A 19,318-nucleotide genomic window follows, 5' to 3' on the forward strand; every position below is an offset into this window, starting at 1 on the left:
AGCGCTCTCAGGCGACAGGCACAAAACGGAGAGAGACAATTATGTTTGAACCAATGGAATTAACCAACGACGCGGTGATTAAAGTCATCGGCGTCGGTGGCGGCGGCGGCAACGCCGTCGAACACATGGTGCGCGAGCGCATTGAGGGTGTTGAATTTTTCGCAGTGAACACCGACGCCCAGGCGTTGCGTAAAACTGCCGTCGGCCAGACCATCCAGATTGGTAACGGTATTACCAAAGGACTGGGCGCGGGCGCGAATCCGGAAGTCGGCCGCAACGCCGCTGACGAAGACCGCGAATCCCTGCGCACCGCGCTGGAAGGTGCCGATATGGTCTTTATCGCCGCAGGCATGGGCGGTGGTACCGGCACCGGCGCTGCTCCCGTCGTAGCGGAAGTGGCCAAAGATTTAGGTATCCTGACCGTTGCCGTGGTGACCAAGCCTTTCAACTTCGAAGGCAAGAAGCGCATGGCCTTTGCGGAGCAGGGTATCGCCGAGCTGTCGAAGCACGTTGACTCCCTGATCACCATCCCCAACGACAAGCTGCTGAAGGTGCTGGGTCGCGGGATCTCCCTGCTGGACGCCTTTGGCGCGGCCAACGATGTGCTGAAAGGCGCGGTGCAGGGTATCGCCGAACTGATTACCCGTCCGGGCCTGATGAACGTCGACTTTGCTGACGTGCGCACTGTGATGTCCGAAATGGGCTACGCGATGATGGGCTCTGGCCTTGCGAGCGGTGAAGACCGCGCGGAAGAAGCGGCTGAAATGGCGATCTCTTCTCCGCTGCTGGAAGATATCGATCTCTCCGGCGCCCGCGGCGTACTGGTCAACATCACCGCCGGCTTTGACCTGCGTCTGGACGAGTTTGAAACCGTGGGTAACACCATCCGCGCGTTCGCCTCTGATAACGCCACCGTGGTTATCGGTACTTCCCTCGATCCGGATATGAACGATGAACTGCGCGTCACCGTCGTTGCCACCGGCATCGGCATGGACAAGCGTCCTGAAATCACGCTGGTGACTAACAAACAGCAGCAGCAGCCGGTGATGGATCGCTACCAGCAGCACGGCATGCAGCCCCTGACTCAGGAGCAGAAGCCGGCGGCGAAGGTGGTTAATGATCCTGCGTCCCAGGCGGCGAAAGAGCCAGATTATCTGGATATTCCGGCGTTTCTGCGTAAGCAGGCGGACTAAGAATAAACTGTAAGTTGGGTAATTAGCGCTCTTTGTGCTACACTGCCGCGCCGATTGTATAGTACAATCTGGACAGGTAGGTAATTTGGCGAGATTATACGATGATCAAACAAAGGACTCTTAAACGTATCGTTCAGGCGACTGGTGTCGGTTTACATACCGGCAAGAAGGTCACCCTGACGCTGCGCCCTGCGCCGGCAAACACCGGGGTCATCTATCGTCGCACCGACTTGAATCCTCCGGTAGATTTCCCGGCAGATGCCAAATCTGTGCGTGATACCATGCTCTGCACTTGCCTGGTGAATGAGCATGACGTACGGATTTCAACGGTTGAGCATCTTAACGCCGCGCTGGCGGGTCTTGGCATCGACAATATTATTGTCGAAGTTAACGCCCCGGAAATCCCGATTATGGATGGCAGTGCCGCGCCGTTCGTTTACCTCCTGCTGGATGCAGGTATCGACGAACTGAGCAGCGCCAAAAAATTTGTTCGCATTAAAGAAACCGTCCGCGTTGAGGATGGCGACAAGTGGGCCGAATTCAAGCCGTTCAATGGTTTTTCGCTGGACTTTACCATCGACTTTAACCATCCGGCGATTGATGCAGGCAACCAGCGCTATCAGCTTAACTTCTCGGCAGACGCCTTCATGCGTCAGATTAGCCGGGCGCGTACCTTCGGTTTCATGCGCGATATCGAATATCTGCAGTCCCGCGGCCTGGCCCTGGGCGGCAGCTTCGATTGTGCCATCGTTGTTGACGATTATCGCGTACTGAACGAAGACGGTTTACGTTTCGAAGATGAGTTTGTTCGTCATAAAATGCTCGATGCAATTGGTGACCTGTTTATGTGCGGTCACAACATCATCGGCGCATTCACGGCGTACAAATCCGGTCACGCGCTGAATAACAAACTGCTGCAGGCGGTCCTGGCAAAACAGGAAGCCTGGGAGTATGTGACCTTCGAAGACGAAGCAGAAATGCCGCTGGCGTTCAAAGCACCCAAGACGGTTCTGGCGTAAGCCCGAGCGCGCTGTAAATTCGACTGGTAACCTGGCACCCCTCTCCGGCCAGGGAGCCAGTCGTTTTTTATTTGTACTCCCTTCATCCCGTTTTCTTCCCGCCGGTTTTTAACAATACGTTGCGCGATCGCTGAATTACTGAGCGTATTTGCCGCCGGAATGCTGTCATTCCTGCTGCTGGCTTGTGTCATTAGTGGTACTATCGGGGCGCTAAATTTTACAGGTTGGCTAATTTTACCAAGGTGGCATTTACGTGAGCGGAATACTGACGCGCTGGCGACAGTTTGGCAGACGCTATTTCTGGCCGCATCTCCTGCTGGGGATGGTCGCGGCCGGGTTTGGCCTGCCCGCCATTGCCAGCGGCGCCGAGCCGGTGTCGCCCGCCAGAACCACCAGCAGCAATCACGATGCCGCTCCGGGGGCAAGGTTTAGCCAGCTGGCGCTGCTGGAGGGCAATCGCCGCCCCAGCTTCAGCGTTGACTACTGGCACCAGCACGCCATCCGCACGGTCATTCGCCATCTCTCCTTTGCCATGGCGCCGCAGGCGCTGCCGGTTGCAGAGGCCAGCGCTCCGCTTGAAATTCATCACCTCGCCCTGCTGGACACGCTCAGCGCGCTGCTGATGCGCGAAAGCCAGCCGCCGGCCATCGTGCGCCGCGTGGCGCTGGCCGATGCCCCGGCGCAGCGCGCTGGCTTCAGCGTCGGCGCCTGGCTTAGCCAGGTGCAGGGCATCCGCGCCGGGCCGCTGCGTCTTAGTTAATCAATAACGTCACTCTAACTAATAACTAAGGCTCCGCTGAACGGGGTATTTGAGATTTTATTATGCTTATCAAAATGTTAACTAAGGTTTTCGGTAGCCGCAACGATCGCACCCTGCGCCGCATGCGCAAAGCGGTTACCCAGATCAATGCCATGGAACCGGAGATGGAGAAGCTCTCCGACGACGAGCTGAAGGGGAAAACCCAGGAGTTTCGCGCTCGCCTGGAAAAGGGTGAAACGGTTGAAAGCCTGATCCCGGAAGCCTTCGCCGTGGTGCGCGAGGCCAGCAAGCGCGTGTTCGGCATGCGCCACTTCGACGTCCAGCTGCTGGGCGGCATGGTGCTTAACGACCGCTGTATCGCCGAGATGCGTACCGGTGAAGGTAAAACCCTTACCGCAACGCTGCCTGCCTACCTCAACGCCCTCTCCGGTAAAGGCGTCCACGTCGTGACGGTCAACGACTATCTGGCACAGCGCGATGCCGAAAACAACCGTCCGCTGTTTGAATTCCTCGGCATGACCGTCGGCATCAACCTGCCGGGTATGCCGGCGCCGGCCAAACGCGAAGCCTACGCCGCGGATATCACCTACGGCACCAACAACGAATACGGCTTTGACTACCTGCGCGATAACATGGCCTTCAGCCCGGAAGAGCGCGTGCAGCGCAAGCTGCACTATGCGCTGGTGGATGAGGTGGACTCCATCCTCATCGATGAAGCCCGTACGCCGCTGATTATTTCCGGCCCGGCGGAAGACAGCTCTGAGATGTACAAGCAGGTTAACAAAATCATCCCGCACCTGATCCGTCAGGAAAAAGAAGACTCCGATACCTTCCAGGGCGAAGGCCACTTCTCGGTGGATGAAAAGTCCCGCCAGGTCAACTTGACCGAGCGCGGCCTGGTGCTGATCGAAGAGCTGCTGGTGCGCGAAGGCATTATGGAAGAGGGCGAATCGCTCTACTCGCCGACCAACATCATGCTGATGCACCACGTTACCGCCGCCCTGCGCGCCCACGCGCTGTTCACCCGCGACGTGGACTATATCGTGAAAGATGGCGAAGTGATCATCGTCGATGAGCACACCGGCCGTACCATGCAGGGTCGCCGCTGGTCCGATGGTCTGCATCAGGCCGTTGAGGCCAAAGAGGGCGTGGAGATCCAGAACGAGAACCAGACCCTGGCCTCCATCACCTTCCAGAACTACTTCCGCCTGTACGAGAAGCTGGCGGGGATGACCGGTACTGCCGATACCGAAGCGTTTGAATTCAGCTCTATCTATAAGCTCGATACCGTGGTGGTGCCGACCAACCGTCCAATGATCCGTAAGGATATGGCCGATCTGGTCTACATGACCGAAGCGGAGAAAATTCAGGCGATCATCGAAGACATTCGGGAGCGCACTGCGGCCGGCCAGCCGGTGCTGGTGGGGACTATCTCGATTGAAAAATCAGAAGTGGTTTCCCGCGAACTGACCAAGGCCGGCATCAAGCACAACGTGCTGAACGCCAAGTTCCACGCCAGCGAAGCGGACATCGTCGCCCAGGCGGGCTATCCGTCTACGGTGACCATCGCCACCAACATGGCGGGCCGCGGTACCGACATTATGCTCGGCGGCAGCTGGCAGGCCGAAGTGGCGCAGCTGGAGAATCCGACCGAAGAGCAGATTGCGAAGATCAAGGCCGACTGGCAGGTGCGCCACGACGCGGTACTGGCCTCCGGCGGTCTGCACATCGTCGGCACCGAGCGCCACGAATCCCGCCGTATCGACAACCAGCTGCGCGGCCGTTCCGGTCGTCAGGGCGATGCCGGTTCTTCCCGCTTCTACCTGTCGATGGAAGATGCCCTGATGCGCATCTTCGCCTCCGACCGCGTCTCCGGCATGATGCGCAAGCTGGGCATGAAGCCGGGCGAGGCCATTGAACATCCGTGGGTCACCAAGGCGATTGCTAACGCCCAGCGCAAAGTCGAAAGCCGCAACTTCGACATTCGTAAACAACTGCTGGAGTACGATGATGTGGCTAACGACCAGCGTCGCGCCATCTACAGCCAGCGTAACGAACTGCTGGACGTCTCCGACGTCAGCGAAACCATCACCAGCATCCGCGAGGACGTCTTCAAGGCCACTCTCGACAGCTACATCCCGCCGCAGTCGCTGGAAGAGATGTGGGATATTCCGGGCCTGCAGGAGCGTCTGAAGAACGACTTCGACCTCGATCTGCCGATTGCCGAGTGGCTGGATAAAGAGCCGGACCTGCATGAAGAGACCCTGCGCGAGCGCATTCTGCAGAGCGCCGTTGACGCCTACCGCGGCAAAGAAGAGGTTGTTGGCGCAGAGATGATGCGCCACTTTGAGAAGGGCGTGATGCTCCAGACCCTCGACTCGCTGTGGAAAGAGCACCTGGCGGCGATGGACTACCTGCGCCAGGGGATCCACCTGCGCGGCTACGCCCAGAAGGATCCGAAACAGGAGTACAAGCGCGAATCCTTCTCCATGTTTGCTGCGATGCTGGAGTCGCTGAAGTATGAAGTGATCAGCACCCTCAGCAAAGTGCAGGTGCGGATGCCGGAAGAAGTTGAAGAGATGGAAGAGCAGCGTCGCCAGGAGGCCGAACGCCTGGCGCAGATGCAGCAGCTCAGCCATCAGGACGATGAGGCCGCCGCCGCTGAATCGCTGGCCTCGCAGACCGGCGAACGTAAAATTGGCCGCAACGACCCGTGTCCGTGCGGCTCCGGCAAAAAATACAAACAGTGTCACGGCCGCCTGAGCTAAGACTCATCATAAAAAAAGGCGCTGAGTTAAGCGCCTTTTTTTATACCCGGGAGGCGCTCGCCTCTTCGCCTTCACCGATGCGCTGGCAGATGACGCCTCTCTCTTCCCGCGACGGATACCCCATTGCTGTCAGCACCCTCGCGCGGCGAACGCCAGCCCATTTCCATCCCTGAAATAAGCCCAACGCCGATCGCTACGCCGCACCGGCGGTCGGCCATAATGTGACAAAAATCACATCTGCTGCCAGACTTGATCCCGCCGCTGCATACATCGTACCTCCGCAGCGCACGTTTGCCTTCTACGCTTCGCGGCCTGCGGCCCGCAGGGACTCTGTCGCTCCTTTACACAGGATTAAGTATGAATAATCAGCTATTTAACTCACCAGCCCGCACCGAGGGATTTGCTCGTCTGGGCGATTATGCGGCTATTGGTGAAGGTCGTTCCGTGGCGCTGATCGCGCCGGACGGGGCGATTGACTGGTGGTGTGCGCCAAATCTCGACTCGCCTCCGCTCTTCGATCGGCTGCTGGATCCGCATCGCGGCGGTTTTTTCAGGATCGAACCCGCCGGCGATTATCGTACCGAGCGGGCCTATCGCCCCGACAGTAACGTACTGGAAACGCGGTTCATCACCGACAGCGGCAGCGTGCGGCTAACGGAGTCAGTCAACAGTACGTTAGCCGGGAGGCTGCCGTGGAGTGAGCTGGCGCGCCGCGTTGAAGCCATCGACGGCGAAGTCGAACTGCGCCTGACCCTGCGCTTTGGAACCCGGGAAGAGACGCGCTCTCCCTGGCTGAGGCGCACGGAACAGGGTGACGTTTATCATCTTGCCGATCTGATGATGATGCTGCGAATCGACCCGCAGTGGGAAATTGAGCAGCAGGACGATCGGATGCTGCGCGCCCGGCTGAAGATCCGCGCCGGAAATCGCGCCCTGGCCGCGCTGCTGGTCGCTGAAGGAGAGCCGCTGACCGTACCCGATCTCAGCGACATTGACGCCCGGATCGAAACCAGCCACACCGCGTGGCAGCACTGGGCGCAGAACCTCAAATATACCGGATGCTACCCCGAGCAGGTACGCCGCTCGGCGCTGGCGCTGAAATTCCTCTGGTATTCCCCCACCGGTGCGCTGGCCGCGGCGGCAACCACTTCGCTGCCGGAGGGCATAGGAGGAGAGAAAAATTATGATTACCGTTTCGCATGGGTGCGCGATGCCTGTCTGATTATTAAATCGTTTGTATTTATCGGCGCGCTGGAAGAGTGCAAAGCCGCCTTTGCCTGGCTGTCGAAAACGATAATTCGCCACGGTACCTGCCTGCGGGCCTGCTATACGCTGCAGGGCGATGAGGTTCCCGCTGAGCGCTATCCCGATTTGCCCGGCTATCGGGACTCCCGCCCGGTGCGGGTGGGAAACAATGCCCGCCACCAGGTTCAGTTGAGCATGTATGGCGATATGCTCGCTACCGCGGTGCTGTTTATTAAGGCCGGCCACGTACTCGATCTGGCGACCGCGCGCATGCTGGGGGAGCTGGCTAACTACTGCGCCGATCGGTGGCGACAAAAGGACAGTGGCATCTGGGAGCTGCCGGAGCAACAGCACTATACCCACTCTAAGATGGCCTGTTGGCTGGCGCTGGACAGCGCCATCGCTATGGCGGAGGCCGCCTATCTTGAGCCGACCTGGGTTGGCCGTTGGCAGCGCGAGCGGACGCGCATCAGCGATTGGGTGGAGGAGAACTGCTGGTCAGAGGAAAAACAGGCCTATCTCTTCTATCCCGGCAGCGAAGGCAAACTGGATGCGGCTCTGACCCTGGTTCACCGATATGGCAACGCTATTGATCCCGGGCGAATGCGGGCCACCTATCGCGCTATCCGGGAAACGCTGGGCCACGGCGGGGAGATGCTCTATCGCTACAGCGGCGTAGAGAAGGAGGAGAGTACCTTTATTGCCTGCTCGTTCTGGATGGTGGAGGCCCTCGCCGCAATGGGGGATACCCGCGCCGCGGGTCAGACAATGGAAGCACTCCTTACCCGCTTCAGTGGATGCGGTAATACGGAGATCTTTAACGAGATGTTTGATGTCCGCAGCGGGGAGTGGCGGGGTAATATGCCGCAGGGATTGAGTCACCTGGCGCTGATTTGTGCTGCCCAGGCGCTATCGGATACTTTATAGTGGCTCCCCGAATAGGATGTTAAATAAAGGTAATAGAATGAAAGAGCTCAAAATATCAACGGGGATCATCCGCAACGCCGCCGGGGAAGTCTTCATCACCCAGCGCGCCGCCGATGGCCACATGGCCAACAAGTGGGAGTTTCCCGGCGGTAAAATTGAGGAAGGCGAGTCGCCGGAGATGGCGCTGGCCAGGGAATTGTTCGAAGAGGTGGGGATTTTGCCAGAGTCGGCATTTCTTTTTGATCAGCTTGAATATCAGTTCCCGGACAGGCACATCACTCTGTGGTTCTGGCTGGTAGACAGCTGGCAGGGCGAACCGTTTGGCAAAGAGGGACAGCCCGGGAAATGGGTTGCCCAGCGCGAGCTTAATGCTGATGATTTCCCGCCGGCCAATGCCCCTGTTATCGCGAAGCTGAAGCAGGAACCCTAAGCCCGCTGCGCCGGCAAGCGGCTGCCGGGCCTCAGGGCCTAATGCTGCTCTTCGCTCCAGTCGTCGCTGTCGGTTAAATCGCCGCTGCTCGGGATACGCTTCTCTTCAGCGGCCCATTCGCCGAGGTCGATAAGCTGGCAGCGCTTGCTGCAGAACGGGCGGAACGGGCTCTGTTCGCCCCAGATAACCGGCTTATTGCAGGTCGGGCAGTTTACGACGGTCATATCGCTCATTATTCATTTCTCCTCAGCAGCAGGCCAGTTCAAAATCCAGGCGTTCAGGTACGGTGCCGTTCTCGCTGTCCAGCGGCAGGAAGCGGATGGCAAAGCGGCTCTTGTGGCCGGAAATCTGCGGGTAGAGCTGAGCATCGAGCGCCAGCCGCAGGCGCAGCAGGTCGGCGTCATCGCCGTTATCCTGGAAAAAGCCGTTCAGACTAGTCTGTTTGCGGAAAATCGCCGAGTTGCGGATGAGATCGAGGATCAGGGTAAGCGTCTGCATCAGCGGCTCAAGGCTTGCCAGCCAGCGTTCAACCTGCGCATCGCGCTGCGACTGCGGGGAGTGCAGCCAGATGTGCAGCGTCGGCAGATCGAAGCTGCAGCAGCCGCCGGGAATACTCAGGCGCTGACGCACCAGGCCAATCAGCCGATCTTCCCGCAGCAGCTGCCCAATGCGCGGCGCCGCCATCAGCATGGTGCCCGTGCTTTTCAGCTGCTGGCGCAAAGCGCCGATACGCTCGCGGTCAACACCGGGCACGTCGTCCCACTGGTTTAATTTACGCTGCTGGCGCTCCAGCTCTTTCATCAGCTCAGTACGGACCTCACCGCGCTCAAGAACGTCCAGAAGATCCCCGGCGTTGCGAAAAAAGTGCAGGGCGCTGGCGTGATCCCGCACCGGCAAATTGCCGTTCATCTGCTGGACCAGAAACTCAATACGCAGCCAGGTACGCATTTTTTCATTCAGTGGATGTTCAAAGAGAACGTGGGTATGCATTGCGGTTTTCCTGTCAATCTGCCTGTGCCGCCAGCGTCAGATAGCGCTGGTGCAGGCGGGCGACATCCCCGGCGAGAGTATCGGGGGAGCCGTTGTTATCAATTACGTCGTCTGCGACGGCAAGCCGCGCTTCGCGGGTGGCCTGCGCGGCAAGAATATTTTCGGCGTGCTGTCGGCTGACGCCGTCGCGCGCCACGGTGCGCGCCAGCTGGGTCTCTTTACTCACGTCAACCACCAGTACCCGGTCAGCCCGTGTCCAGAGCTTATTTTCCACCAGCAGCGGGACGACCCACAGCACGTAGGCAGAAGTGGCCTGGCGCATCCGGCGCTGAGTCTCCTGCTGAATTTGCGGATGGAGGAGGGCGTTAAGCCAGTGCTTTTCTTCCGGCTGTGAGAAGATTTTCTCCCGCAGCCGGCGGCGGTCGAGGCTGCCGTCGGCCAGCAGCATCTGCGGGCCGAAGTGTTCGACAATAGCCCCCAGCGCCGGGGTTCCCGGCTCAACCACTTCCCGGGCAATGATGTCGGCATCAATAACGTTAACCCCGCTGGCGGCAAAGGCGTTGGCAACAGTGCTTTTCCCGCTGCCGATACCGCCGGTTAACGCTACTGTATAGGTCATAAGACTATTTCCTGAAATTATTTTTTAATCAATGCGTTATCGGCGTTATATTTATCCTTTCGCGGATATATGTTAACGCGCCCCTTTACCAGGTAAATTTATGGGATTGTAGCGTAAAAAAAGAGAAAATCGCAGTCTTGCGCAAGGTTGATTACTGCGTATGATAGCGTCACTGGAGTTGTGCCTAGCCCTACTTTGCCTCTAACCCCAGGAATCCGCACATGCGTATTGAAGAAGATCTGAAATTAGGTTTCAAAGACGTTCTTATCCGCCCTAAGCGCTCTACCCTTAAAAGCCGTTCCGAAGTCGAGCTGGAACGCGAATACACCTTTAAACATTCGGGCCTGACGTGGTCCGGCGTTCCCATTATTGCCGCTAACATGGATACCGTGGGCACCTTCGCCATGGCGAAAGCGCTGGCGCAGTTCGGGATCCTGACTGCCGTACACAAGCATTACTCCCCGCAAGAGTGGAGCGCTTTTGTCTCTGACGCCGGCCGCGACGTAGTCAGACACGTGATGGTCTCTACCGGCACCTCCGACGCCGATTTCGGGAAAACCCAGCAGATTCTGCGCGACAATCCGGACCTGAACTTTATCTGTATCGACGTCGCCAACGGCTACTCGGAGCACTTCGTACAGTTCGTGGCGAAAGCGCGCGAAACCTGGCCGAACAAAACCATCTGCGCGGGCAACGTGGTGACCGGCGAGATGTGTGAAGAGCTGATCCTCGCCGGTGCCGATATCGTCAAGGTCGGCATTGGCCCCGGCTCGGTCTGCACCACCCGCGTGAAGACCGGCGTCGGCTATCCGCAGCTCTCTGCGGTGATTGAGTGTGCCGATGCGGCCCACGGCCTGGGCGGACAGATCGTCAGCGACGGCGGCTGCACCACGCCGGGCGACGTGGCGAAAGCCTTCGGCGGCGGCGCGGACTTCGTGATGCTCGGCGGTATGCTGGCCGGTCATGAAGAGAGCGGTGGCACCGTCGTGGAAGAGAACGGCGAGAAATTTATGCTGTTCTACGGCATGAGCTCGGAATCGGCGATGAACCGCCACGTCGGCGGCGTGGCGAAATACCGCGCGGCGGAAGGAAAAACCGTGAAGCTGCCACTGCGCGGCCCGGTAGACAATACCGCCCGCGACATCCTCGGCGGCCTGCGCTCGGCCTGCACCTACGTGGGTGCCGCCCGCCTGAAGGAGCTGACCAAGCGCACCACCTTTATCCGCGTGCAGGAGCAGGAGAACCGCGTGTTCAACAGCCTGTAACGCTCCCCGGCTGGCGCTCTCTGCGCCAGCCGCTTTACCCGCCGCCCAGCGCATCCCCAAGATTGAAAATCGGCAGATACATCGCCACCACCAGCGTACCGATAATCACCCCCGTCACCAATAGCATCACCGGCTCGAGCAGCGAGGCCAGATTGTCCGCCTGCTGATGGGTCTGCTGCGTGTGGTAGTCGGCCAGATTCTCCAGCATATTGTCCAGCGCGCCGGAGGTTTCGCCGGTGCGGACCAGCTGGCGGCACAGCGGCGTGAAGACCGGGCTGGCCTCCAGCGCCTGCCAGATAGTGCTGCCGCGGCTGACGGAGCCGGCTATTTCACCGATGAGCTGCCGCCACCAGGGGCAGGCCAGCGTGCGGGCCACGCTCTCCAGCCCCTGCAGAAAGGGGATCCCGGCGCGCTGGGTCAGCGCCAGCACGGTATAGATCTGGCTCAGCCTCTGTCCGCGGATCAGCCCCGAGATAACCGGCAGCGCCAGCGCTATCTGCGGCCACAGCATCTGCCACCGGCGGTTTTGCCGCAGCAGCGGACGCAATAGCAGGGCGAGAGCGGCGAGCGCTGCCAGCCACGGCCAGCCCTGCCGCACGCCGTCTGAGAAGACCATCACTCCGCGCGTCAGCGCCGGCAGAGGAGCGTTGAAGGTGCGGTAAATGGCGGCAAACTCCGGCAGCACGAAGCCGCTCATCCCGAGCGTCACCAGCAGCGCCAGCGCGAGAATAATCATCGGGTAGCGCAGGGCCTTCTTTACCTTCTGCGCCAGCAGCCGCGCGTCCTCCTGCTGGCGGGCCAGGTGCAGGCAGCACACATCGAGACTGCCGGTGATTTCGCCGGCTTCGATCAGGGTCAGATAGAGCGGCCCGAAGGCCTCCGGCCACTCGCGCAGGGCGTCCGAAAAGGCGCGCCCCCGGGCCAGCTCCCCGGAAAGCCGGGTGAGCAGCGCCTGCCACTGCGGATGCGGGTGCTGGCCGGCGAGCAGCGAAAGGCCATCCGAGAGCGTCAGGCCCGCCTGCAGCAACGTAGCAAGCTGGCGGACCAGCGCCTCGCCGTGCTGACCCTGCCACAGCGCCTTTTTAACCCGGCAGCGGCGCAGGGCCAGCGGCACTACGCCGTCGTCCTGCAGGGTAATCAGCGCCCCGGCGCGGCTATCGGCCCAGGTTACGCCCGCGCGCGGCACGCCCTCGGGCGTCATGCCCCGCCAGCGCCACAGCTGCTTAGTCACCGCCCGGCGTTCCCAGCACCCGCAGCAGCTCTTCAACGGTCGTCTGTCCGCGCTCAACGGCCTCGCAGCCGTGCTCAAACAGCGTGGTCATGCCCGAGCCGCGGGCGATGCTATCCAGCGACTCCGGTGGGGCACCGCTGATGATGGCCTGCCGAACGGCGGCATCGACGTCCAGAACCTCAAACAGCGCCAGCCGACCGCTGAATCCGCCGCAGCAGCGCTCGCAGCCGGGCGCTCGCCAGCGCGGCAGCGGCCGGGGCCAGAGGTTTTCAGGCAGTCCGGCAAATTCGCCGTGCTGCTGCTGGCACCAGGGGCAGAGGCGGCGCACCAGTCGCTGGGCCACCACCATCAGCAGGCCGGAAGAGATCATCCAGCGGGCGATGCCCATCTGCTGCAGCCGGACCAGCGTTTCGCTGGTGGAGTTCGTGTGCAGGGTGGAGAGCACCAGGTGTCCGGTCTGCGCCGCCTTGATGGCGATCTCGGCGGTTTCGGCATCGCGGATCTCGCCCACCATGATGATATCCGGATCCTGGCGCAGCAGCGCCCGCAGCACGCTCTGGAAGGTCAGGCCCGCCCGGACGTTGATCTGCGTCTGATTGATCCCGGCCAGCGGGATCTCGACCGGATCTTCGACGCTGCAGATGTTGACCTCGGGCCTGTTGAGCGCCTGCAGCGCGCTGTAAAGGGAAACGGTTTTGCCGCTGCCGGTAGGGCCGGTGACGAGGATCAATCCCTGCGGCTGCGCCAGGGCGCGGCGGAACGTCTGGAGCTGGTCAGGCAGCAGGCCGAGTTTGCCAATATCCAGCGCCTGCTCGACCTGCTGCAGCACCCGCAGCACCACCTTCTCGCCGCCCCGGCAGGGCAGCGTCGCGATGCGCAGCGACAGCGTGCTGCCGTTAACCTCGACGCTGAACTGCCCGTCCTGCGGCAGGCGCCGTTCGGCGATATCGAGGCTGCCGAGCACTTTTAGCCTGGCAACCAGCGGGGCGCTGATCGTCGCCGGCAGATCAGGGCGCGAATGCAGCACGCCGTCGATCCGCAGCCGGATGCGCAGCGCCTCCGGCGCGGGCTCGATATGGATATCGGACGCGCGCTGCGCCAGCGCCTGCCCGAAGAGCTGATTGAGCAGATCCACCGCATTGCCGCCCTCTTCCCGGGCGGCGGGCAGGTGCGTTTCCTGTACCCGGCGAATGTGCTGCTCCATCCGCTCGCTGTCCCAGCATTCGATATCGATCCGCTTTTGCGTCGCGAAGCGCAGGGCGTCCATCAGCGGCAAGGGCGGGTTGCCCACCACGGCTATTACCAGCTTGTCTTCATCGCTGCTGAGCAGCGCCGCCTGATGGCGCTGGCAGAGCGCGGCGAGTTGAGTTGCGTTCATGGCGGACTCCTTACGGCGACTCAAAGCGGAAGACCTCTTCACAGGTCTGCTTCAGCGCGCCGTCTTCTTCCACCGCGCACAGGCGCTTCCAGCCGGTGACGCCGTCGGCGCTGTGCCAGTTCGGCGTCAGCGTCACGGTCAGGCCGTTGAGGCTCTCCTGGCCGGTCAGGCTGACGATGCCGTTGTCCACGCTCATCGCCGAGACGTAGCGGCTGGTGGCCACCGACGGAATGCCGTGGCCGCCCGCGCTGCAGCCGTCAATGCCGCCGCGCTCGAGGGCGCACAGCTCCACCGACGTGCGGTAGGGCATAAAGACCTGCAGCATGTCGGTCATCGCCGCTTTGCGCAGGTAGTTCTGATAGGCGGGAATGCCGATGGCGCTGAGGATGGCAATAATGCCTATCACCACCATCAGTTCAATCAGGGTAAATCCGTGTTCTCTGTTCATTGCAGCTCCTTGGTTGACGGAGCCACTCTGGCAGGACGAGGGAGAAGAGGCGACGGCGAAAAGCGAAATCGGGAAGCGACATTCAGCGCGAATTTCGCTGTTGCAGGGAGGTTGCAGCATTTTGCGAAGAGGCCAGAGCCTCTTCGCAAAGGACGATTTACTTAAAGCGCATCGACAGGTCCAGGGCGCGGATATGTTTGGTCAGCGCCCCGACGGAGATAAAATCGACGCCGGTGTCGGCAAATTCGCGGATGGTGTCGAAGGTGACGTTGCCGGAGACCTCCAGCCGCGCCCTGCCGGCGGTGATTTTCACCGCTTTGCGCATCTGCCCGGTGTCGAAGTTATCGAGCATGATGATGTCCGCCCCGGCCTTCAGCGCCTCGTCCAGTTCGTCGAGATTTTCCACTTCCACTTCTACCGGTACATCGGGATGCAGCCAGAAGGCCTTCTCCACGGCGCTGCGCACCGAACCGGAGGCGATGATATGGTTCTCTTTGATAAGGAAGGCATCGGAGAGGCCGAGGCGATGGTTTTCACCGCCGCCGCACAGCACCGCGTACTTGAGGGCGGTGCGCAGGCCGGGCAGGGTCTTACGCGTATCCAGCAGCTGGGTGTTGGTGCCCGCCAGCAGTTCAACATAGCGGCGCACTTCGCTGGCGACGCCGGAGAGCATCTGCACAAAGTTAAGCGCGGTGCGCTCGCCGGTCAGCAGCACCCGGGACGGGCCGCGCAGCTCAAACAGCGGCTGATTGGCGGTGACCGCATCGCCGTCGGCGACGTGCCAGCTCAGAGTCACGTCGTCGCCCGCCAACTGAATAAACACCTCTTCAACCCAGCGCTTGCCGCAGAACACGCCATCTTCGCGGGTGATCACCACGGCGTGGGACTGCGTGTCGGCCGGCAGCAGCTGGGCGGTAATGTCATTATCGGCTTTCACTTCCCCGCCGAGATCCTCGCGCAGGGCGTGGGCCACGTCGGCAGGAATATCAAGGTTAATACGTTCAAGCAGCGCGTCGCGACGGCTTTGCGGATTATAGCGGCGGGGCGGCATGATAAAACTCCAAATGGTAAGGAATGACTTAGAGTAAACATGCTACTCTGAAGCGCTTTTATGCACCATAGGTTCGTCCTCAATTAAGGAGATAGCGCATGCAGTTACAAGGTGGCTGGCTGGAAGACGCGCGCCGCGTGCCTTCCCCGCATCACGATAGTCGCCCCGATGATGAAGCGCCTTCGCTGCTGGTGGTCCATAATATCAGCCTGCCGCCGGGCGAGTTTGGCGGTCCGTGGATTGACGACCTGTTCACCGGCACGCTCAATCCCGATGCGCATCCCTTCTTTGCCGGGATTGTCCATCTGCGGGTTTCGGCCCATTGTCTTATTCGTCGCGACGGCGAAATCGTGCAGTATGTTCCCTTTGATAAGCGCGCCTGGCATGCGGGCGTCTCCTGCTACCAGGGACGCGAGAAGTGTAATGATTTCTCGATTGGCATTGAGCTGGAGGGGACCGACACCCTGGCCTATACCGACGCTCAGTACCGGCAGCTGGCTGCCCTGGCCCGGCTGTTGATATCCCGTTATCCGGCGCTGGCCGATAATATGACGGGCCACAGCGATATCGCCCCGGTCCGTAAGACCGATCCCGGCCCGGCATTTGACTGGGCCCGCTTTCGCGCCCTGGTAACCCCTTCGTCAGATTAAGGAGATGACATGACGCTGTTTACTACGCTGCTGGTGATGATTGCCGAGCGCCTGTTTAAGCTCGGCGAACACTGGCAGCTCGATCACCGCCTTGAGGCGCTGTTTCGCCGGGTGAAGCACTACTCTTTCTCGATGACAATTCTGATGACGCTGCTGGCCATGCTGGTGGTCTATCTTATTCAGCGCGCGCTGGACGGCCTATTGTTCAACGTGCCCCTGCTGCTGATGTGGGTGCTGGTGGGCGTGCTGTGCATGGGGGCGGGAAAAGTGCGGCTGCACTATCACGCCTACCTGAAAGCCGCCTCGCGCAGCGATGCCCACGCCCGCGACGCGATGGCGAGCGAGCTGACGCTGATCCACGGCGTGCCGCCGGACTGCGACGAGGGCGAGTTTTTGCGCGAGCTGCAGAACGCCCTGCTGTGGATCAACTTCCGCTTTTATCTGGCGCCGCTGTTCTGGTTTGTGGTCGGCGGCCCCTACGGGCCGGTGCTGCTGGTGGGCTACGCTTTCCTGCGCGCGTGGCAGTCGTGGCTGGCGCGCTATCAGACGCCGCGCCACCGCCTGCAGTCGGGGATTGACGCTATCCTCCACGTCGTGGACTGGATCCCGGTGCGGCTGGTGGGCGTGGTCTATGCCCTGATTGGCCACGGCGAAAAAGCGCTGCCGGCGTGGTTTGCCTCCCTCGGCGATCGCCACAGCTCGCAGTACCAGGTCCTCAGCCGGCTGGCGCAGTTTTCGCTGGCCCGCGAGCCGCACATGGACAAGGTAGAGACGCCGAAAGCCGCCGTTTCGATGGCCAAGAAGGCGTCCTACGTGGTGGTGGTGATTATGGCGCTGCTGACCATTTACGGGGCGCTGCTGTAACCGTCATCGGCGGGCGGGATGCCGAAATCGGGCATTCCGTCCTCCCGCCAGCGGATCGGCTTTAGCCGGGTATGGCGATTGGGATCGTAGAGCGGATCGCCTTCAATTTCCGTATAGTGCCGGGCGTGATAGACCAGCACATCCTCTCCCTTATCCGTTGTCGTAAAGCTGTTGTGCCCCGGGCCGTACTGGCTGTTTTCGCTGCTGGTGGCGAATACCGGCTGCGGTGATTTATGCCAGTTGCCGATCTCCAGCGGGTCTGCCTGCACATCGATCCACAGCAGTCCCATACAGTAGTTTTCATCCGTGGCGCTGGCGGAGTAGCTGACAAAAAGCCGGTTACCGTGCCTGAGCGCCGCCGGGCCTTCATTGACCCGAAATCCCCGGCACTCCCAGTCAAACTCGGGGCGGCTGAGCATGACGGGATTGCCTTTGATGGTCCACGGATTTTCCAGCTCCGCAAGATAAAGATTCGAGTTCCCGGCGATATCCGGCGCCTTCTGCGCCCACAGATACCACTGCCTGCCCTGATGGTGGAAGCTGGTGGCGTCGAGGGCGAAAGTATCAAACGGCGTTTTTACCTGCCCCTTCTCCTGCCACCGTCCGCTGAGCGGGTCGGCATCATCGCAGACCAGGGCAAACATCCGGTGCTGGAACATGCCCTGCGCGTCGAGCGCGCGGGTGTGGGCGGCGGCAAACCAGATGACCCACTGGCCGTTTATAACGTGCAACTCGGGCGCCCAGATGAGTTCGCTCATCGGCCCGCTGTCCGGCTTGCGCCAGATGACCACCGGCGTCGCGTCGCGAAGCCCTTCAAGGGTGGCGGCCCGGCGCAGTTCGAGCCGGTCATATTCCGGCACCGAGGCGATAAAGTAGTAGCTGCCGCCGTGGCGCAGGATAAACGGATCGGCGCGCTGTTCAATAAAGGGATTGGGCCATTGGCTCATGAGACTTTCCTTACCAGTGTATTCTGTTGCTGAACGTCATTAAGCTCGCGGTAGTTCTGGCGTCGCGTCGCCAGATCCGCCTGTATCTGTTTCATCATTTCTCGATCGACTTTCAGCAGGCGCACCACGCCTGCGGTGAGCAGATAGCCGATGCCGGGGATCACGCTAAACAGCAGCACGATGCCGTTGAGCGCGCTGGCGCTCTGCGTTTTTGCGCCCGCGTCGTAACCGTACCAGGAGAGCAAGAAGCCCACCATGGCGCCGGCGACGGCGAGGCCCACTTTGAGAAAAAAGAGGTTGCCGGAGAAGCTAATGCCGGTGATGCGCTTGCCGGTCTTCCATTCGCCGTAGTCGTCCACGTCCGCCATCAGAGACCAGTGCAGCGGAGAGGGGATCTGGTGCAGGATGTTGAGCAGGAAGTAGAGCACCATAATCAGCAGCGTTGCCTGCGGATCGAAGAAATAAAAGGCGCAGGAGAAGATTGCCAGCGCGATATTGGTCCAGAAGAAAACCTGCAGCTTGCACCAGCGGTCGGTGAGGACTTTCGCCAGCATACTGCCGATCATCATCCCGATAACGCCGAGACTGATAAACAGCGTGGCGAAGTGGGTGCTCTGCTGCATGACCCGGGTAACGTAGTACATGGTGGCCGCCATGCGGATAAAGCCCGGGCAGACGTTGCTCAGCGTCAGCAGCAGAATGCGCACCCACTGATCGTTCTTCCATACGTCTTTCAGATCCCGCTTCAGCTCATCGTTACTCTGCACCGCCGGGCGCACGCGCTCGCGCACGGTCGCAAAGCAGAACAAAAACATGCACATGCCGATAAACGCCAGAACCGTCATCGCCAGCTGATAGCCTTTAGCCTTATCACCGCCGCCGAACCACTCCACCATCGGCAGCAGCGTCAGTGAGAGCAGCAGGGTGGCAATGCCGACCAGCACAAAGCGATATGACTGGCAGGCAACGCGCTCCTGCGGGTCGTTGGTGATGACGCTGCCCAGCGAGCAGTAGGGAATATTGATCGCCGTATAGGTTACCGAAAGCAGGAAATAGGTGACGAAGGCATAGATAACCTTGCTGCTGTAGCCCCACTCAGGGGTGGTGAACATCAGCACGCTGAACAGGGCGTAGGGGAAGGCAATCCACAGCAGCCAGGGGCGAAAGCGGCCATACTTGCTGCGCGTGCGATCCGCAAGGGCGCCCATAATCGGGTCGGTGACGGCATCAATGACCCGGACCGAGAGCAGCAATATGCCCACCAGTGCCGGAGCCAGGCCGAAGATATCGGTATAGAAGTAGTTAACAAACAGCATGATGGCGCCGAAAATGATGTTACATCCGGCATCGCCCATGCCGTAACCTATTTTCTCTTTGACGGATAATTTTGCATTTTCCACTGACAGCACTCCTTACAGGTATGGCAAGGATTATTGGCCGTCAGGGGCGATAAAGCGTTGCAGGATTGCGGTGTCGATATGGAGAAAATGGCTACAGCACCTAAAGTGTGAAGCCTGTAACAGGCGCGGTGTG

18 protein-coding genes are annotated in these 19,318 nt (G+C 60.5%); 9 read left to right on the top strand and 9 right to left on the bottom strand.

Features of this window, described 5'->3' with window-relative positions; translation table 11 throughout:
* Nucleotides 1-41 precede the first annotated feature (41 nt).
* The 6 genes from ftsZ (at nt 42) to mutT (ending at nt 8,342) form a co-directional block, all read left to right on the top strand.
* Nucleotides 42-1,193, top strand: coding sequence for a cell division protein FtsZ (gene ftsZ / locus ENGE1_RS07575; protein ID WP_045287581.1), 1,152 nt, complete (start codon nt 42-44; stop codon nt 1,191-1,193).
* Nucleotides 1,194-1,294: 101 nt separating this feature from the next.
* On the top strand, nt 1,295-2,212 hold the full coding sequence (gene lpxC, locus ENGE1_RS07580) for a UDP-3-O-acyl-N-acetylglucosamine deacetylase (RefSeq protein WP_043085993.1): 918 nt from the start codon (nt 1,295-1,297) through the stop codon (nt 2,210-2,212).
* 253 nt (nt 2,213-2,465) lie between these two features.
* Nucleotides 2,466-2,972: a secA translation cis-regulator SecM gene (gene secM, locus ENGE1_RS07585; RefSeq protein ID WP_043085992.1), complete on the top strand. Its 507-nt coding sequence runs from the start codon at nt 2,466-2,468 to the stop codon at nt 2,970-2,972.
* Nucleotides 2,973-3,034: 62 nt separating this feature from the next.
* Entirely contained in the window at nt 3,035-5,740 is a 2,706-nt protein-coding gene (gene secA / locus ENGE1_RS07590) for a preprotein translocase subunit SecA (RefSeq protein WP_048253172.1), read from the top strand.
* A 357-nt stretch (nt 5,741-6,097) separates the two neighbouring features.
* Nucleotides 6,098-7,912 carry a glycoside hydrolase family 15 protein gene (locus ENGE1_RS07595; RefSeq protein ID WP_048273015.1) on the top strand — a complete coding sequence of 605 codons (1,815 nt, stop codon included), beginning with the start codon at nt 6,098-6,100 and terminating at the stop codon, nt 7,910-7,912.
* 37 nt (nt 7,913-7,949) lie between these two features.
* Nucleotides 7,950-8,342, top strand: a complete 393-nt coding sequence (mutT, locus tag ENGE1_RS07600) for an 8-oxo-dGTP diphosphatase MutT (protein WP_045287577.1) — start codon at nt 7,950-7,952, stop codon at nt 8,340-8,342.
* A gap of 38 nt (nt 8,343-8,380) precedes the next feature.
* Here mutT and yacG read toward each other — a convergent pair whose 3' ends face one another.
* Genes yacG through coaE form a run of 3 tightly spaced genes read right to left on the bottom strand, consistent with a single transcriptional unit; the run spans nt 8,381 to nt 9,951 of the window.
* Complete coding sequence (gene yacG, locus ENGE1_RS07605) at nt 8,381-8,575, bottom strand: DNA gyrase inhibitor YacG (protein WP_043085988.1); 195 nt, start codon at nt 8,573-8,575, stop codon at nt 8,381-8,383.
* A 13-nt stretch (nt 8,576-8,588) separates the two neighbouring features.
* On the bottom strand, nt 8,589-9,332 hold the full coding sequence (zapD, locus tag ENGE1_RS07610) for a cell division protein ZapD (RefSeq protein ID WP_043085987.1): 744 nt from the start codon (nt 9,330-9,332) through the stop codon (nt 8,589-8,591).
* A gap of 13 nt (nt 9,333-9,345) precedes the next feature.
* Nucleotides 9,346-9,951, bottom strand: coding sequence for a dephospho-CoA kinase (gene coaE / locus ENGE1_RS07615; RefSeq protein ID WP_048253170.1), 606 nt, complete (start codon nt 9,949-9,951; stop codon nt 9,346-9,348).
* Between the two features lie 221 nt (nt 9,952-10,172).
* Between coaE and ENGE1_RS07620 the strand changes: the two genes are divergently transcribed.
* Nucleotides 10,173-11,216, top strand: coding sequence for a GMP reductase (locus ENGE1_RS07620; protein WP_043085985.1), 1,044 nt, complete (start codon nt 10,173-10,175; stop codon nt 11,214-11,216).
* 34 nt (nt 11,217-11,250) lie between these two features.
* Here the strand turns inward: ENGE1_RS07620 and hofC are convergent, their stop codons facing one another.
* The 4 genes from hofC to nadC all read right to left on the bottom strand — a co-directional run bounded on the left by hofC (nt 11,251) and on the right by nadC (nt 15,324).
* On the bottom strand, nt 11,251-12,417 hold the full coding sequence (gene hofC / locus ENGE1_RS07625) for a protein transport protein HofC (RefSeq protein WP_043086787.1): 1,167 nt from the start codon (nt 12,415-12,417) through the stop codon (nt 11,251-11,253).
* A gap of 22 nt (nt 12,418-12,439) precedes the next feature.
* Nucleotides 12,440-13,825 carry a type II secretion system protein GspE gene (gspE, locus tag ENGE1_RS07630; RefSeq protein WP_043085984.1) on the bottom strand — a complete coding sequence of 462 codons (1,386 nt, stop codon included), beginning with the start codon at nt 13,823-13,825 and terminating at the stop codon, nt 12,440-12,442.
* A 10-nt stretch (nt 13,826-13,835) separates the two neighbouring features.
* Nucleotides 13,836-14,273 (bottom strand): prepilin peptidase-dependent pilin, encoded by a 438-nt coding sequence (gene ppdD / locus ENGE1_RS07635; RefSeq protein ID WP_048253169.1) that lies wholly within the window; start codon nt 14,271-14,273, stop codon nt 13,836-13,838.
* Between the two features lie 157 nt (nt 14,274-14,430).
* Nucleotides 14,431-15,324 carry a carboxylating nicotinate-nucleotide diphosphorylase gene (nadC, locus tag ENGE1_RS07640; protein ID WP_048253168.1) on the bottom strand — a complete coding sequence of 298 codons (894 nt, stop codon included), beginning with the start codon at nt 15,322-15,324 and terminating at the stop codon, nt 14,431-14,433.
* Nucleotides 15,325-15,422: 98 nt separating this feature from the next.
* On the opposite strand from nadC, the gene ampD reads away from it, so the two are divergent.
* The gene (gene ampD, locus ENGE1_RS07645; RefSeq protein ID WP_043085981.1) at nt 15,423-15,974 is read left to right on the top strand and encodes a 1,6-anhydro-N-acetylmuramyl-L-alanine amidase AmpD; all 552 of its coding nucleotides are present in this window, start codon (nt 15,423-15,425) and stop codon (nt 15,972-15,974) included.
* Nucleotides 15,975-15,983: 9 nt separating this feature from the next.
* The gene (ampE, locus tag ENGE1_RS07650) at nt 15,984-16,838 is read left to right on the top strand and encodes a beta-lactamase regulator AmpE (protein ID WP_048253167.1); all 855 of its coding nucleotides are present in this window, start codon (nt 15,984-15,986) and stop codon (nt 16,836-16,838) included.
* Here ampE and ENGE1_RS07655 read toward each other — a convergent pair.
* Both ENGE1_RS07655 and ENGE1_RS07660 read right to left on the bottom strand, forming a co-directional pair.
* Nucleotides 16,820-17,785 (bottom strand): glycoside hydrolase family 43 protein, encoded by a 966-nt coding sequence (locus ENGE1_RS07655; protein WP_048253166.1) that lies wholly within the window; start codon nt 17,783-17,785, stop codon nt 16,820-16,822. The two genes, ampE and ENGE1_RS07655, sit on opposite strands and share 19 nt — an antisense overlap.
* Nucleotides 17,782-19,185: a glycoside-pentoside-hexuronide (GPH):cation symporter gene (locus ENGE1_RS07660; protein ID WP_106912799.1), complete on the bottom strand. Its 1,404-nt coding sequence runs from the start codon at nt 19,183-19,185 to the stop codon at nt 17,782-17,784. The genes ENGE1_RS07655 and ENGE1_RS07660 overlap by 4 nt, the downstream gene beginning before the upstream one ends.
* Nucleotides 19,186-19,318 lie beyond the last annotated feature (133 nt).

Source organism: Pluralibacter gergoviae ATCC 33028 = NBRC 105706, from assembly GCF_001598855.1.
GTDB classification, from domain to species: domain Bacteria; phylum Pseudomonadota; class Gammaproteobacteria; order Enterobacterales; family Enterobacteriaceae; genus Pluralibacter; species Pluralibacter gergoviae.

What these genes read in the sequence shown, in the direction of transcription:
- secA (WP_048253172.1), top strand. Translation starts at nt 3,035, where the DNA reads ATGCTTATCAAAATGTTAACTAAGGTTTTCGGTAGCCGCAACGATCGC.
- mutT (WP_045287577.1), top strand. Translation starts at nt 7,950, where the DNA reads ATGAAAGAGCTCAAAATATCAACGGGGATCATCCGCAACGCCGCCGGG.
- ppdD (WP_048253169.1), bottom strand. Translation starts at nt 14,273, where the DNA reads ATGAACAGAGAACACGGATTTACCCTGATTGAACTGATGGTGGTGATA.
- yacG (WP_043085988.1), bottom strand. Translation starts at nt 8,575, where the DNA reads ATGAGCGATATGACCGTCGTAAACTGCCCGACCTGCAATAAGCCGGTT.
- ENGE1_RS07655 (WP_048253166.1), bottom strand. Translation starts at nt 17,785, where the DNA reads ATGAGCCAATGGCCCAATCCCTTTATTGAACAGCGCGCCGATCCGTTT.
- gspE (WP_043085984.1), bottom strand. Translation starts at nt 13,825, where the DNA reads ATGAACGCAACTCAACTCGCCGCGCTCTGCCAGCGCCATCAGGCGGCG.
- hofC (WP_043086787.1), bottom strand. Translation starts at nt 12,417, where the DNA reads ATGACGCCCGAGGGCGTGCCGCGCGCGGGCGTAACCTGGGCCGATAGC.
- nadC (WP_048253168.1), bottom strand. Translation starts at nt 15,324, where the DNA reads ATGCCGCCCCGCCGCTATAATCCGCAAAGCCGTCGCGACGCGCTGCTT.
- ENGE1_RS07620 (WP_043085985.1), top strand. Translation starts at nt 10,173, where the DNA reads ATGCGTATTGAAGAAGATCTGAAATTAGGTTTCAAAGACGTTCTTATC.
- ENGE1_RS07595 (WP_048273015.1), top strand. Translation starts at nt 6,098, where the DNA reads ATGAATAATCAGCTATTTAACTCACCAGCCCGCACCGAGGGATTTGCT.
- zapD (WP_043085987.1), bottom strand. Translation starts at nt 9,332, where the DNA reads ATGCATACCCACGTTCTCTTTGAACATCCACTGAATGAAAAAATGCGT.
- ftsZ (WP_045287581.1), top strand. Translation starts at nt 42, where the DNA reads ATGTTTGAACCAATGGAATTAACCAACGACGCGGTGATTAAAGTCATC.
- coaE (WP_048253170.1), bottom strand. Translation starts at nt 9,951, where the DNA reads ATGACCTATACAGTAGCGTTAACCGGCGGTATCGGCAGCGGGAAAAGC.
- lpxC (WP_043085993.1), top strand. Translation starts at nt 1,295, where the DNA reads ATGATCAAACAAAGGACTCTTAAACGTATCGTTCAGGCGACTGGTGTC.
- ampD (WP_043085981.1), top strand. Translation starts at nt 15,423, where the DNA reads ATGCAGTTACAAGGTGGCTGGCTGGAAGACGCGCGCCGCGTGCCTTCC.
- ampE (WP_048253167.1), top strand. Translation starts at nt 15,984, where the DNA reads ATGACGCTGTTTACTACGCTGCTGGTGATGATTGCCGAGCGCCTGTTT.